Below are 15,084 nucleotides of genomic sequence, written 5' to 3' on the forward strand. Positions count from 1 at the left end.
TCTTGTGCTTAGAGTAGCCCGGCCCTAACAGCAATCCTAAATGAATAGCTGCTTTAAAATCGTTTGACACCAGCTGTTTATTTCACTAAATTTTTAAAAGCTGATCCAAAAATTAAATAACCAGTATTGCCCGCAATTGTGCCCTCGTTTTCTCCCCACAGAAATGGCCAGTCGTCGTAGTTTTCGAAGTGGTCGGGTTTTCTGAATAATACACCGGGCGCAACGTTGCCTGGAATAGCGGAGAAATCGGCCCTGTTATTTCCATAAAAAACTGCCTTAGGACGAGTAGCGCCCACCGTTGCTACAAACGAATAATTATGATACGGATGGCAGCCAAATAACCAGTTAGCGACCTTGAAAGCATGGCTGGCGTCGACAATATCCGGGAAGTATTTGTTGGCAAAGCAAACGGTAGTGCCAAAACTCTGAATACCTCCGTTACCGGCCCAGTTACTAAGGCCGATAGGTACTCCGTATGGGTTGTCCTTCTCAAGCCCTTTTATGTAGTCATTGTATTTGACAACATATGGCCGCAGCTTCTCTTTGTAGGCCGCGTCCATGTGCGGTATGGCATTTAAGGCCGTGAGCAGGTTGAAGTTGAGGTTACGCTCAAGCCCAGGCCATAAAAGCTCCTGAAATTTATTGATATACTGTTGCTCCCCGGTTGAGACGTACAGTTGAAGGTTGGTGGAAATATCTGCTGACGAACCTTCCCTACGTGCCTCATTCTGCGGCTTGTTAGCGAGCAGTTCCGTTGCCTCTTTCAGAAGCCGTTTCGACTGTTGTAAGGCTCTGGCCGAAAGATCGTCGTTATACCCCTTCAAGGCCCGGCTGGCGGCGGCAAACATCGTTGCTGCACTAAGGTCGAGGCCGGGGTTACGGCTTGTAAACGCCCACATATCATCCTTCACCCCGCTCGACCGGCCGTCAGGAGCTACTTCGTAAGGCCGAAGGTTAGGATTGTACGGTAGGCCGTCGGTTAGCGAAGCGGCGTCGCCAAGGTGATGGTAATTATCCAGAACGGAGTTAGTGAGCGTTTGTGACATGTGGCCGATATTCTCGGCCTGCGCTACTAGGTTCAAGGTTCCGTGCTCAATAAACTGCAATACGTCGGGCGTTCCATCCGGGCGGTGAAGATCAACATACCGTTGCTTCTGACTGACAAACGTCTCATCGCGTAAGGGTTTGAAATACTCCCATGTCTGGACGAAGTTCTGCACCACGCTGATATTCGATCCGGTTTCGATATCGAAATCGCCGGCATCAAAAAAACCGCCTACGTTTAGCCCAGGAATTAATTCCAGTGCTTTATACTTGGTATCGGTTGTCAGCCCCTGGCTATGCAAGTCGAAGTGATCAGTGTTTGGCGGAGCCTGTCGATATCCTTCCTTGAAAGGCTCGCCGTGCCATACCCTATACGCCTCATTTACGAACATATGATCCATATGAATTGGGATCCATACATCGCTCGTGGCATCGGTGATTTTATCGTAAACGTTATTTTCTATTAGAAAATTATTTGTTTTGACCTTGCCGTACTGAATATAATATATACCGGGAGTTTTAACGGAAGAAAAATCAAATTTCACATAGTTGTATTTATAATAATTACCCCAGGGTGCGATTTTGCTGCTAAATATTTCGGTAGCATTCCCATCGTCTCCTATTTTATATAAAGATGCTTTTGTAAGTGGTTTGTCTTTTTTGTCGAGTTCAATGACGGCAATTTTGGGCTGCGCAGGAATATAGCCCACTTGGGAGAAACCAATATTTGGCTCTCTTACCCAACTTTTAATAGCATTTGGTTCAACTGTCCAGGTTAAAACCTTGCCTGTTTTGCCTGCTGGTAGTAAACTGCGCACTACAAACCAGCCATTTTGTGCCAGCATCCGGCCGTCGAAGAGCATCAGATCGGCATCAGGCGAAGTGATTTTTACCAAACGTCCGGGTTCATCGGGTGCCAGCAGAAAAGTACGGCCAGTTTCGAGAGGAAGAGGATCAATGAATTTACCGGTTCCGCGGTCATCGGAAGTTACATACCCTTTAAACTGTTTAATTTTTTCACTGTTAGGCTTTGTAACTGTATTACTTACCGCATAACGTGGAAATCGGTTAGGGCGCCCATCCATCAAATAGGCCTTTCCCCAATATTGCGAGGGTAGAAATTCAAGATTAAATCCAGCTTTTCCTTCAAGTGCCTTGGGAACGGGTTTATCAAGGTAAACAGCTATTTCAACGCCTTTGCCCTTCGCGGTAACTACCACTCGCGAATCAAAATCGTACTCTTTATAGCCTAACGTAGTCTCAATGGTTTGAGACGCACGATCTACCTTGCGGTTTGACATTGCCGGCACAAGATCCCACTGCTCTGGAGTATTAGAAAGTCTCACAGCACCACCTTGCGCTGTTCTTACGCCGTGGTGAATCAATTCTATACCGGCGTTTTTTTCATCGTTAAAACCTCCCGTAAAAAGGTTACTATATACAAGGATATTGACGCCTTGCCTCTCAAAATACTCAAGATCGTTGAGTTTTAAATCTTGGCCCGAAGCATAATTGAATGCCGCAAGTAGTAGTACTGCAAATGAGAAAAGTGTTCTTTTCATGTTAGTAAAAACAGCCCTATATTTAAGGATTTATACTATTCGTTAGTTTGCTAACTTACAGGGTAAGTCGCAGCGATTACTATTTAGAGGTTTATTGTAATAGTATACTAAATAGCACTACAATCATAGGACGCTTGTACCAGAATTATTTACGTTTCTCTAATTCAATTCATAGTAGTCTAGCCTTATGAACAATAGCTTGTAGAGCTACCAACAAAAAAGCCTCATCCGCAAAGGCGAACGAGGCTTGATGAGTCAGATAACCCCTCAGTTGTTACGGGAACTTCGGATACTTCGAGAAGTCGGGCTGGCGCTTTTCGATGAAGGCGTTTTTGCCCTCTTTGGCTTCTTCGGAGAGGTAATACAGCAGCGTCGCATTGCCAGCTAGCTCCTGAATACCGGCTTGTCCGTCGAGCTCCGCGTTGAACGATGATTTGAGCATGCGCAACGCCAGCGGACTCTTCTCCAGAATCTTGTGGCACCAGGCTACGGTGGTTTCTTCCAGCTTATCAAGCGGCACTACTTTGTTCACAAGGCCCATGTCGAGGGCTTCTTGAGCGTCGTACTGGTCGCAGAGGAACCAGATTTCGCGGGCTTTCTTCTGGCCCACGATGCGGGCTAGGTAGCTAGCCCCGAAGCCCCCATCGAACGAGCCGACTTTCGGGCCGGTCTGGCCGAAACGGGCGTTTTCGGCAGCAATGGTTAGGTCGCAGACCACGTGCAGCACGTGGCCGCCTCCGATGGCCCAACCGGCCACCATGGCAATAACGGGCTTGGGGATGGAGCGAATCTGCTTTTGTAGGTCGAGCACGTTCAGGCGCGGTACGGTGTCTTCGCCCACGTAGCCGCCGTGGCCCCGCACGCTCTGGTCGCCGCCCGAGCAGAAGGCGCGGCCACCTTCGCCGGTCAGGATGATGACGCCGATGTCGGTACGGTCGCGGCAGATGTTCATGGCCTCAATCATTTCCTGCACCGTGAGGGGCGTGAAAGCATTGTGCACCTGCGGGCGGTTGATACTGATTTTGGCGATGCCTCCGTGCTGGGTGAAGAGGATTTCGCGGAACTCTTTGATCGGGGTCCAGGTAAGTTGTTCTGCCATGAGTGTGAGTGGAATCAGTTAAGTAAGGCCGTCATGCGGAGCTTATCGAAGCATCTCTACTGCAATGGCAATCATCTACTTGGGCAGTAGAGATGCTTCGGTAAGCTTCGCATGACGGGCAAGGGAGGGTTCTGGAGAAATGGTTAGACAACGGCTGCCTTCACAGCCCTACGGTATTCTTCAAAAAACTCGGCGTTGGTGGGGCTGTCGGTGGTGATTTCCAACAGCGCCGCGCCGCCTTCGGCTGCAAAGAAAACAGGTAGCGCTGATTCAAGTTCTTCGAAAGACGAAACTGCAAAATACCGCAGTCCAAAGTCGCGGGCGGTGTTCTCAGCGGTGAGCGGCTGGCGCGTCTCGAAAAACTCTTCTAGCTCCGGCTGCTGCCGCGGCCCGTCGATGATGCGGAAGATGCCACCGCCGTGGTTGTTGAACAGCACCACGCGCAGGTTGGGCGTCGGGTAGTTGTGCCAGAAGCCGTTGCGGTCGTAGAAAAACGCGACGTCGCCGGTGAACAGCACCACGGGCCGCTCCGGTTGGGCCAGGGCCGAGCCTACGGCCGTGCTGTTGCAGCCATCGATGCCGCTGGTGCCACGGTTGGCAAACACCTCCGTGTCGGGCTTGTTGGCCAGACCTAGGATGTTGGCGTAGCGCACCGCCATGCTGTTCGCCAAGTGAATAGCGGTACGGCCAGGCACAAATTGTAAGGCTAGGTGGAAGGCGCTGAACTCGTTGAAGGGCTGCGTGGAAGCGTTGAAGAAGGTCGCCAAAAAGTCGTCGGCCCAGCTTTCGGCGCGCTGCCAGGAAGCTAGGTAGGCCGGTGCGCCCTCGTGCGCCGTAGCGTCGGGCGGCGTCAGAAGCACCCGAGGGATGGGCACGGTGCGCTGCTGGGCCGAGCGCACGGCCGGGTTTGCCACCACCACCCTAGGTTCGCGGGCGGCGGGCTCGGCCAGCATGGCTTCGAAGAACGCCGCTGGCTCCATCCGGATGATGCGCGTGAGCGACTTGAACGTATCCGCTACCGGCCCGGCAGCCTGAATGTGCCAGTGTTGCTTCGGGGCGTACTCGCGCAAATACAGCTTGAGCGCCTTCGAAATGAGCGACTGCCCAAACGTAATCAGCAGCTCCGGCCGCAAGGCTGCTTTCTGGTCCTTGTCGGGCACGGCCAGAAACACGTCCTGCCGCCCGATGGGGGCAAACGGTGTCTTTGCCTCGGGCGCAGCCGACAGGTAAACGTTGGCAATAACGTCGCCCACAACCGGCACTTGGTAATCACTACCAAAGTGCCGCAACGCCGTCAGGAGTGCCGCGTCGTGGTGGTGCTGCCCGGTAACTACCAACGCCCGCGACGTTTGACCTAGCTCCTGGCGCAGGGCGGCTAGCTCCGTGGTGGGGAGCGAAGGCGCGCCGGGTTGCTCGCGGATTACTTTGACTTCCTCAAAGTGGAAGGCTTCACCGCTTTTCGGGTAGAAAGGCTCCCGCAGCGGAATATTCACCTGCACGGGACCAGCCGGGAACTGCTGGGCTAGGTTGATGGCCTCCGACACAATGCGCGCCGAGTGCCACTTAGCATCGTGGTGGGTGGTGTCGGCGGGGAAAGTGGCCGCGCCCTTCACGTGGTTGCCGTAAATATCGGTCTGGCGGATGGTTTGGCCGTCGAGCTGGTCGATCCACTCCGGGGGGCGGTCGGCGGTGAAAATGATGAGGGGAATCTGTTGGAAAAAGGCTTCGGCTACGGCGGGTGCGTAGTTCAGGGCCGCCGTGCCGGAGGTGCACACCAGCGCCACCGCCCGCCGCTGGGCCTGCGCCAGACCTAGGCCGATAAAGGCGGCAGCCCGCTCATCAGGCACCGTGCGCACGTGCAGCTCAGGGTGGCGCGCAAAGGCAATGGTGAGTGGCGCGCACCGGGAGCCGGGCGACAACACCACATCCGTAATGCCGTGCTGCGCGCAGATTTCCGCAATATTATAAACAGCCTGCATTTTCAGTTACCAATTATCATATTACCAACTAACAGATGAGAACTGCGGTTGGATAAAGAATAAACAAGAACGTCACGCTCCTAGAAAGTCACTACGAGAACGTCATGTCGACCAACGGGAGACATCTCGCGTGCAGTCGTTGCCCTGGTAAACCTACCGATCGACGTTAGCATGGCACGCGAGATGTCTCCCGCTGGTCAACATGACCGTTTTGGGTGGTTCTTACGAAATACTCAGCCATTCAGTCACTCGCTTGGAGCCTGGTCAATCCACCTTACCGCCTAGCACGGCCCCGGCGGTGGCTAGCTTTAGCTCCGTTTCAGTCCATTCGCGCAAGGGGTCGGAGAAGGCCGTGAGGCCCGTGCCGGCGTAGAGAATGGCCTCGTCTTCGCGCAGTTGTAGGCAGCGCAGATTGACGAACACCCGCGCTATACCTGGGTTTGGCATGTTCACCGGACCTAGGAAACCGCTGTAGTACGCCCGGTCGTAGCCCTCGTAGGCTTGCAAGAAATCCAGGGCGGCTTGGCGGGGCATGCCGCCCACGGCCGAGGTCGGGTGCAGCAGGCGCAGCATGTCGGTGGCTAGGGTAGGGTGGGGCACTTGGCGCAGGGGCACGGCAAAATCGGTGCGCAGGTGCAGCAGCTGACCCGCCGCAGCCGTGCGCGGCCCAATTTCGTCGTAGTCGCGCAGACGCAACTGCTTGAAACAACTCACGATATAGCGTGCCACTAGGGCTTGCTCCTCGATTTCCTTGCCCGTCCACATGGCGGTTTGGGGCGTGAGGTCGGGCGTAAGCGGCTGGGTGCCGGCTAGCGCCATCGTGCGAAACACGCCGTCCTCGTCTACCTCCACAAGCTTCTCGGGCGTAGCCCCGAGCCAAGTACCGGCCGACGGCGTGCTGACCAGTGACACAAACGCCGTCGGGTAGCGGCGGTGCAGTTCCCCGAAAGCTACCAACACATCGAACCCCACCGGCAATAACTGCCGCGCCGCCCTCGACGATACTACTTTGCGCAAATGCCCCTGCTCGATGGTCGCTACGGCTTTGCGCACCAAGGCCGCGTATTCGGCCCGGGTGGCGGTGTGCGGCACCGGCTGCGGACTCACGTGCCAGGTCAGCGGCGTGGAAGAGGAGGGAGGCGCGGTGCCTAGAAAGGCAAGCAGCTCCTGCATGTGGGCCTCGTCCTCTTCCTCCAAAGCGGTGCTTATTTGCAGTTCGGTGGGGTTGGCCGTGTCAAAAAAGACGTTGGCGGGCAGAAACTGGGCTGGGTTGTGGTCGGAGTCGCGGAAGGGGAAGAAAGCAAAGCCAGCGGGAGCTTTAGGCTCTAGCACGGGCGTGAGCCCCACAAAGGCGGCTTCATCGGAAAAGCTGAGGCAAAGCTGAGCCTGCTGCATGTTAGGCAAGCGCCAGAGGGCCACGGGCAAGCCTTGCTGAAAGGCAAAAGCTAGGATCTGGCGCAGCTGAATCCGAAAGTCGGGCGCTTCTCCCGGCCAGGCCACTGCGCGAAACGACGGCTTTTTCATGCCGCGGAGCTAGGTTTGGCGGGCAAGTCGATAACGGCCATCGTAATGCGGCTGAGGCACACCAAAGCGCCTGTTTCCTCGTGCGTGATGCGAATCTCCCACACTTGTGTGCTGCGTCCCACGTGGATGGCCGTGGCCCGCCCCACTACGTAGCCCGAGTGTACTCCTTTGATATGGTTCGCATTGATTTCCAGTCCCACACATGCTTTCTTCGTTGGGTCGACTTGCAGGGCCGCGCCGATGCTACCTAGGGTTTCGGCCAGGGCCACCGAGGCGCCGCCGTGCAGTAGGCCCATGGGCTGGTGGGTGCGGCGGTCGACGGGCATGCGGCCTACCAGGTACTTGTCGCCTACCTCGGTAAGCTCAATACCTAGGTGCTCACTCAATGTATTGCGCGACCACTCATTGAGTTGGGCAAGATCGGGGGTGGGAAAATTCATGCGAAAAAAACAAGGCCAATAAGACTTTTCCAGCGTAAAACCGCTAGTTTGGGACCTTGTTCAGCAAAGCTAGCGGGAAAGTGAGCGTCAAAAAAATCTACCTTATCCGGCACGGACAAACGGACTTCAACGTGCGCGGCATTGTGCAGGGCAGCGGCGTCGACTCCAGCCTGAACGAAACCGGCCACCGGCAAGCCGCTCGTTTTTTCGCGGCTTACAAGCACGTGAAGTTCGACAAAGTCTACACCTCCACGTTGCAGCGCACCCACCAATCGGTGCAGGGCTTCTTGGACCTAGGTTTGCCCCACGAGCAGCACGCCGGCCTCAACGAGATTAGCTGGGGCGCCCGCGAAGGCACGCGCATCACGGCGGAGGAAGACGCGCAGTACCACGCCGTGCTGGAAGGCTGGAAGCAGGGCATTACCAACATCGGACTGCCCGGCGGCGAAAGTCCCGACCAAGTAGCGGCCCGCCAGCGCCCTGTCATCGACCTGATTGTTTCGCGCCCCGAGGAAGAGACCATCTTGGTGTGCATGCACGGGCGCGCCATGCGCGTGCTGCTCTGCCAACTGCTCAATTACCCGCTCAGCTGCATGGATTCGTTTGAGCACCGCAACTTGTGCCTATACAAAGTGCATTACACCGGCTCCATGTTCTCCGTGCGCAGCTTTATGGATGTTGTGCATTTGCAACCAACCTAAGCACATACCTAGGTGCTTTTGTCTTCTGTGCGGCCTGCGTCGTGGTGGGTTGTGAGCAGGCGCTTTGGTAGTAAAATAACGACTTAGGTCGGGCAGCTTGTATTTCGCCGGGGCGCCACCAAATGGTGCTGCCAACGAACGCGGCCTGGCACGTTCCTGCGGGTTGGGTTGTATTTGACCCCTATCTAGGTGTACTTTGGTTTGCTTGCCCGGAATTTCGGGCTAATTTTGACGCCTCAACTCCAACCCAAGAAGCAAATGGCCGAAATCATAAAAATGCCCAAAATGAGCGACACGATGACGGAAGGTGTCATCGCCGCGTGGCTCAAGAAGGTAGGTGACAAAGTGAAATCTGGTGACATCCTAGCCGAAGTCGAAACCGACAAAGCCACGATGGAGCTGGAAAATTATGAGGATGGCACCTTGCTTTATATTGGTCCGAAAGAAAAAGACTCGGTTCCGGTAGATGGCGTACTCGCCATCGTGGGCAAAGAGGGAGAAGATATTTCCGGCTTGCTCGGTCAAGTAAACGGTGGTGCTGCTCCAGCGGCGGCTCCGGCCCCGGCTCCTGAAGCTGCTGCCCCTGCGCCCGCTCCGGCGGCGCCTGCCCCAGCCCCGGCTGCTGCGCCCGCGCCGGCTCCGGCTCCGGCCGCTGCTCCCAGCAACGGCAAAAAAGCCACGGTTATTCGGATGCCCAAAATGAGCGATACGATGACGGAGGGCACCATTGCGTCGTGGCTCAAGAAAGTAGGCGACAAAGTGAAATCGGGTGACGTGTTGGCCGAAGTTGAGACCGACAAAGCCACAATGGAACTGGAGAACTACGAAGACGGCACCCTGCTCTACATCGGACCAAAAGATGGCGAAGCCGTAGCGGTAGATGGTGTGCTAGCCGTAATCGGGGAAGAAGGCGCCGACGTGCAGGCGTTGCTAGGTGGTGGTCAGTCGGGCGGTGCTGCGCCGCAAGAAGCTGCTCCGGCGGCTGATGCGCAAGCTGCACCTGCTGCCGCTGCTCCTGAAGCAGCTACTACGACTCAGTCGGGTGGCCGTTTGTTGGCCTCGCCGCTTGCCAAGAGCATTGCCAAAGAAAAGGGTATTGACCTCAATCAGGTAAAGGGCACCGGCGAAAACGGCCGCATCGTGCAGCGCGACGTAGAGGGCTTCCAGCCTTCGGCTGCTCCGGCCGCCGCGCCGCAAGCAACTACCGCTGCTACCGAAGCTCAATCAGAATACATCAAAGCCGCTCTGCCTGAGCAGGCTAAAGCCGAAGCGCCCAAAGCTGCGCCGGCTCCTGCCGCTGCCGAAGGTACCTACACCGACACGCCCGTGTCGCAGATGCGTAAGGTTATTGCCCGCCGTCTGTCGGAGAGCTTGTTCACGGCCCCGCATTTCTATCTGACGATGGAAATCCTGATGGACAAGGCGATGGAAGTGCGCACGCAGCTGAATGCACTGTCGCCGGTGAAGCTGTCCTTCAACGACTTGGTTATCAAAGCGTCGGCTGTTGCCCTGAAGCAGCACCCCGCCATCAACTCGTCGTGGCTCGGCGACAAGATCCGCCAGAACAAAGTGGTGAACATCGGCGTGGCCGTGGCCATCGAAGATGGTCTGCTCGTGCCAGTTATCCGCAACGCCGATGGCAAAGGTCTCTCGGCCATTGCTACGGAGGTGAAAGACCTAGCGGGCAAAGCGAAGTTGAAGAAGCTACAGCCCTCGGAGTGGGAAGGCAGCACCTTCACCATCTCGAACCTAGGTATGTTCGGCATCGAAGAGTTCACCGCCATCATCAACCCGCCGGATGCTTGCATCTTGGCCGTGGGCGGCATCAAGCAAACTGCCGTGGTGAAAAACGGTGAGCTAGCTATCGGCAATGTGATGAAAGTGACGCTCAGCTGCGACCACCGCGTGGTGGACGGCGCTACTGGCTCGGCCTTCCTCCAAACGCTGAAAGCGCTGCTGGAAGACCCCATGCGTATGCTCATCTGAGCCTAGCTTCAAGAGTTGTTTTACCAAGAAAGCCAGCCTGCAAAGGCTGGCTTTCTTGTTTGTATAAGCTGTCGTATTCGGCTACGTCCGCCGGTCTGACGCCGTGGGCACCTGACTAGTTACTGTCTGCTTCCGCCTAAAAAGCTAGATGCAGGGTCTTCGTTCTAGAAGCCGTTCAACAACAAACAAGCGGGCGTCGAAGGCGTCGGACTAGCAGGCGAATTAGCCAGGGTTCGTAACGACACTACGCTTTTATTGCTTTATTGTGAAAGAATAGAGCTTTTGCCTAATAATCTTTCGATACCATACCTCACCATTCTTTCCCTCATTATGAATAAAAGTCTACTGTTAGCGCCAGTGTGTTGCGTGATTAGTGTTGCTGCTTTCGGGCAGGGGCAAGCGTTGACGGGGCAAGTGCTCGACCCGACGGGCCGGCCGCTGGTCGGCGCCACGGTGGTGGAGAAGGGCACCAACAACGGCACCGGTACGGGCGGCGATGGCCGCTTCACGTTGAAGGCCCGCACGGCGCAACCTAGGTTGGTGGTGAGCTCCATCGGCTTTGCGCCGCAAGAGGTAAGCGCCGATGGGGGCTCCATCACGGTGCGGCTGGCGGAAGCTAGCACTAGCTTGGGCGGCGTGGAAGTGGTAGGCTCGCGTAGCCAGAACCGCTCCATTACCGATTCGCCTTCGCCCGTTGATATTATCGACGTGCGCAACGTGACCACCAAAACCGGCCAGCTCGACGTGAACCAGTTGCTGCAATTCGTGGCGCCCTCGTTCAACTCCAACCGCCAAACCGGCTCCGATGGCGCCGACCACGTCGACCCCGCCACGCTGCGCGGCCTAGGTCCCGACCAAACGCTGGTGCTCATCAACGGTAAGCGCCAGCACCAATCGGCGCTAGTGAACCTGTTTGGCACCCGCGGCCGCGGCAATACGGGCACCGACCTGAACGTCATTCCGGCGGCGGCCATCGAGCGGATTGAGGTGTTGCGTGATGGTGCCTCGGCGCAGTACGGTTCCGATGCCATTGCGGGCGTCATCAACATTGTGCTGAAGCGTTCGACCAAGGAACTGACTGCCAACGTGAACTACGGCGCCTACGACGCCAAATACCGCTTCGACGACCGTGACTTCGATGGCGGCAACTTCAACGCCAACGTGAACTACGGCGGCGCGATAGGGGAGAAGGGCAGTTTCATCAACGCCACGCTCGACTACAACCGCCGCGAGCATACCCAACGCGCCAACGTGCCGGCGCCCGACGGTCGGCTCCGTCGCGAGTACGGCGACCCGCGCGTGACCAACACCTCCGCGTATGTGAACTCCAAGTTTGCGCTCAGCGACAAAGCGCACATCTACGTGTTTGGGGGCGGTAACAAGCGCCGGGGCGACAGCTACGCCTGGACGCGCTTCGCCGACGACGACCGCAACGTGCCGGCCATCTACCCCAATGGCTTCGACCCCATCATTACCAGCGACATTTGGGACGTGTCGGCGGTGGCGGGCGTGCGGGCCACGGTGGGCGGCTGGGACCTGGATCTGAGCAACGATTTCGGCTCCAACCGCTTCGAGTACGGCGTGCGCAACTCCTTGAACAGTTCGCTCGGCGCGAGCCCTCGAATCACCGAGTTCGACGCTGGTGGTTTTCAATTGCAGCAGAACGTAGTCAACCTAGGTCTGACGCGTAACTACAAAACCGTACTGGAAGGCCTAAACCTAGCCGCTGGGGCCGAGTGGCGCCGCGAGCGGTATTCATTGTTTGCGGGCGAAGAAACCTCTTACGCCAACTACGACCCCGCCGGCACGCCCGACTCCCTGCGCCGCGCGGCTGGGGCGCAGGGCTTCCCCGGCTATCAACCCAGCGACGCCATCAAAGCCACGCGCGACAACATCGGCATCTACGCCGACGCGGAGTTGAACGTGACGGTGCGCTGGCTCTTGGAGGCGGCCCTGCGCTACGAAAACTACAGTGACTTTGGCGGCACGCTCAACTACAAAGCGGCTACGCGCTACAACCTGACCGACTTTCTAACCGTGCGCGGCACGTACAGCACCGGTTTCCGGGCGCCGTCGTTGGCGCAGATCAATTTTAATTCTACCGTCACCAACTTCATCGGTGGCCAGCCAGTGGAAGTGCTCTTGGCGCGCAACAACAGCCCCGTAACGCAAAAGCTAGGTATTCCGAGCCTGAAGCAAGAAACGTCGAACAACGCCAACATTGGCCTGACCAGCCGTATCGGCTCCAACTTGAGTCTGACCTTGGACGGGTACTACATCAAGGTGAAAGACCGGGTGGTGCTCACAACGCAATTCTCCGCCGATGATCCGGTTATTGGGGCCGATTTGCGGGCGCTGAACGTAGGACAGGCGCAGTTTTTTGCGAATGCCGCCGATACTCGTTCCTTGGGCTTGGATGTGGTGCTGAGCCACACCGCGACCCTAGGTACTGGCCGCCTCAACTCGACGCTGGCTGCTAACTTCAACCACCTCAAAATCGATCGGGTGCGGACATCGGGCCGACTCGCTGGCCGGGAAGAGGAGTTCTTCGGGGCCCGCGAGCAAGCTTTCGTGAAAGCCTCGGCGCCGCCCTCCAAGATCAACCTGACGTTCGACTACCAAGTAGGGCGCTTCGGGGCGTTGGCGCGCTTTGTTCGCTTCGATAAAATTACCCTGATCAACTGGGACGGGCAGCCGGACAACTACGAAGCCCGCGTGACCACCGACCTCACCCTGAACTACGCCGTAACCAACAACTTACAGTTCATTGTAGGTGGCTCCAACCTGTTCAACCGCTACCCGACGCTGTTCAATCCCCAGCTCACGGAAAGCGGCGGCGCCTGGGACCCGGTGCAGATGGGGTCGAACGGCCGATTTTACTTTGCTAAATTGCAGGCCCGATTCTGATTGTAGTTTTGCTCAGGAGATGGAAGTCAGCTGTCGGTTTTGGAAACCGGCAGCTGACTTCCTTTTTCACGGCGGTGTAGAGACGCGATACTTCGCGTCTCCTCGTTGAACGACCAGCCTAGAACACCCTCGCTAAACAACATTCGCAACGGGGAGACGCAAGTATGCGTCTCTACAGGTTCATACATAGCTATTTAACAAATGAAAATACGTTCCACAACCGTTCTTGGCGTGCGCCACAACGGTGAAATTGCCCTTGGCGCCGACGGCCAGGCTACCATGGATAAGCACGTGGCCAAGAGCAACGTGCGCAAAGTGCGAAAGCTGCACAATGGCAAAGTTGTGACGGGTTTTGCCGGCTCCACGGCCGATGCCTTTATGCTGCTCGATAAGTTTGAGGAAAAGCTTTCCGGCTACAACGGTCAGCTCCGTCGTGCGGCCATTGAGCTAGCCAAGGAATGGCGCAAAGACCAATACCTGCGCAAGTTGGAAGCCATGATGGTCGTCTGCGACAAAGACGAGCTGCTCATCATTGCCGGCTCCGGCGACGTGCTCGAACCCGACTCCGACGTAGCCGCTATCGGCTCGGGCGCCATGTACGCGCAGGCTGCGGCCCTCGCTCTTAAGAAGCACGCACCGCACCTCACCGCCCGCCAGATGGTGGAAGATGCCCTGCACATCGCCGCCGATATCTGTATCTACACCAACCACAACCTGATGATCGAGCAGCCGGTATAGCTAGCTGTTTGGTAAGCAACCTAGCTCGAGTTGTTTATTCTTCATAATCTTTTAACCTAGAGCACGAAGAATGAACGATTTAAGGTTGCTAATTGATTGTAAACCGCAACCCATTCATTGAATAACGAGTCGATGCAAATCACGAACTTCCTTAAGCACCACTACCGCCACTTCAACGCCGCTGCGCTTATCGACGCGGCCGAAGGCTACAACAAGCACCTCGCGGAAGGTGGTAAAATGATGATTACCCTCGCCGGTGCCATGAGCACGGCCGAAATGGGTATTCAGCTAGCCGAGCTAATTCGTCAAGATAAAGTACATATCATTAGCTGCACCGGCGCTAACTTGGAAGAAGACATATTCAACTTAGTGGCGCACGACTTCTACGAGCGAGTACCGAACTACCGCGACCTGACGCCTGCCGACGAGCACGCCCTGCTGAAGCGCCACATGAACCGCGTAACGGATACTTGTATTCCGGAAGAGGAAGCCATGCGCCGCATCGAGCACACGGTGCTGAAGTTTTGGGAGAAAGCTGACCAAGCGGGCGAAGCCTACTTCCCCCACGAGTTCTTCTACCAGATCCTGAAGTCGGGCGAGCTGGAGCAGTACTACCAGATTGACCCCAAGGACTCTTGGATGCTAGCTGCCGCCGAGAAAAACCTGCCGATCATCTGCCCCGGCTGGGAAGACTCTACGCTGGGCAACATCTACGCCGGCCACGTCATTTCGGGCGACATCAAGAACGTGCACACCATGAAGACCGGCATTCAGTACATGATGTATCTGGCTGATTGGTACACGGAGCAAGCCACCGACGAAAGCACCGTGGGCTTCTTCCAGATCGGCGGCGGTATTGCCGGTGACTTCCCGATCTGCGTCGTGCCCATGCTGCACCAAGACCTAGGTCGCCATGGCGTGCCACTGTGGGGCTACTTCGCCCAGATTTCGGACTCGACCACCAGCTACGGTAGCTACTCTGGCGCCGTGCCCAACGAGAAAATCACGTGGGGTAAGCTCGGCGAGAACACGCCCAAGTTTATCATCGAATCGGACGCTACGATTGTCGCGCCGCTGATTTTTGCGATAGTGCTAGGGCAGTAA

Annotated in this window: 10 protein-coding genes; 5 read left to right on the forward strand and 5 right to left on the reverse strand. The window is 56.5% G+C overall.

All coding sequences use genetic code 11. From position 1 onward, the window contains the following. Positions 1-77 precede the first annotated feature (77 nt). The 5 genes from BXP70_RS09935 to BXP70_RS09955 form a co-directional block, all read right to left on the reverse strand. Complete coding sequence (locus BXP70_RS09935; protein ID WP_086593915.1) at positions 78-2,606, reverse strand: cellulase N-terminal Ig-like domain-containing protein; 2,529 nt, start codon at positions 2,604-2,606, stop codon at positions 78-80. Between the two features lie 274 nt (positions 2,607-2,880). Continuing rightward, the gene (gene menB / locus BXP70_RS09940) at positions 2,881-3,705 is read right to left on the reverse strand and encodes a 1,4-dihydroxy-2-naphthoyl-CoA synthase (protein ID WP_086593916.1); all 825 of its coding nucleotides are present in this window, start codon (positions 3,703-3,705) and stop codon (positions 2,881-2,883) included. Positions 3,706-3,848: 143 nt separating this feature from the next. Then, positions 3,849-5,684, reverse strand: a complete 1,836-nt coding sequence (menD, locus tag BXP70_RS09945; protein ID WP_086593917.1) for a 2-succinyl-5-enolpyruvyl-6-hydroxy-3-cyclohexene-1-carboxylic-acid synthase — start codon at positions 5,682-5,684, stop codon at positions 3,849-3,851. Between the two features lie 264 nt (positions 5,685-5,948). Then, positions 5,949-7,208, reverse strand: coding sequence for a chorismate-binding protein (locus BXP70_RS09950; RefSeq protein ID WP_086593918.1), 1,260 nt, complete (start codon positions 7,206-7,208; stop codon positions 5,949-5,951). Further along, complete coding sequence (locus BXP70_RS09955; RefSeq protein WP_086593919.1) at positions 7,205-7,648, reverse strand: hotdog fold thioesterase; 444 nt, start codon at positions 7,646-7,648, stop codon at positions 7,205-7,207. Before BXP70_RS09955 ends, BXP70_RS09950 begins: the two co-directional genes overlap by 4 nt. 80 nt (positions 7,649-7,728) lie before the next feature. Here BXP70_RS09955 and BXP70_RS09960 point away from each other — a divergent pair, with 80 nt between their 5' ends. The 5 genes from BXP70_RS09960 (at position 7,729) to BXP70_RS09980 (ending at position 15,084) form a co-directional block, all read left to right on the forward strand. Continuing rightward, entirely contained in the window at positions 7,729-8,349 is a 621-nt protein-coding gene (locus BXP70_RS09960; protein ID WP_086594182.1) for a histidine phosphatase family protein, read from the forward strand. A gap of 258 nt (positions 8,350-8,607) precedes the next feature. Continuing rightward, positions 8,608-10,335, forward strand: coding sequence for a pyruvate dehydrogenase complex dihydrolipoamide acetyltransferase (locus tag BXP70_RS09965; RefSeq protein ID WP_086593920.1), 1,728 nt, complete (start codon positions 8,608-8,610; stop codon positions 10,333-10,335). A gap of 330 nt (positions 10,336-10,665) precedes the next feature. Next, positions 10,666-13,242: a TonB-dependent receptor gene (locus BXP70_RS09970; RefSeq protein ID WP_086593921.1), complete on the forward strand. Its 2,577-nt coding sequence runs from the start codon at positions 10,666-10,668 to the stop codon at positions 13,240-13,242. A gap of 201 nt (positions 13,243-13,443) precedes the next feature. After that, positions 13,444-13,980 carry an ATP-dependent protease subunit HslV gene (hslV, locus tag BXP70_RS09975; protein WP_086593922.1) on the forward strand — a complete coding sequence of 179 codons (537 nt, stop codon included), beginning with the start codon at positions 13,444-13,446 and terminating at the stop codon, positions 13,978-13,980. Between the two features lie 132 nt (positions 13,981-14,112). Continuing rightward, entirely contained in the window at positions 14,113-15,084 is a 972-nt protein-coding gene (locus BXP70_RS09980; RefSeq protein WP_086593923.1) for a deoxyhypusine synthase family protein, read from the forward strand.

Source organism: Hymenobacter crusticola (genome assembly GCF_002154225.1).
GTDB lineage: Bacteria > Bacteroidota > Bacteroidia > Cytophagales > Hymenobacteraceae > Hymenobacter > Hymenobacter crusticola.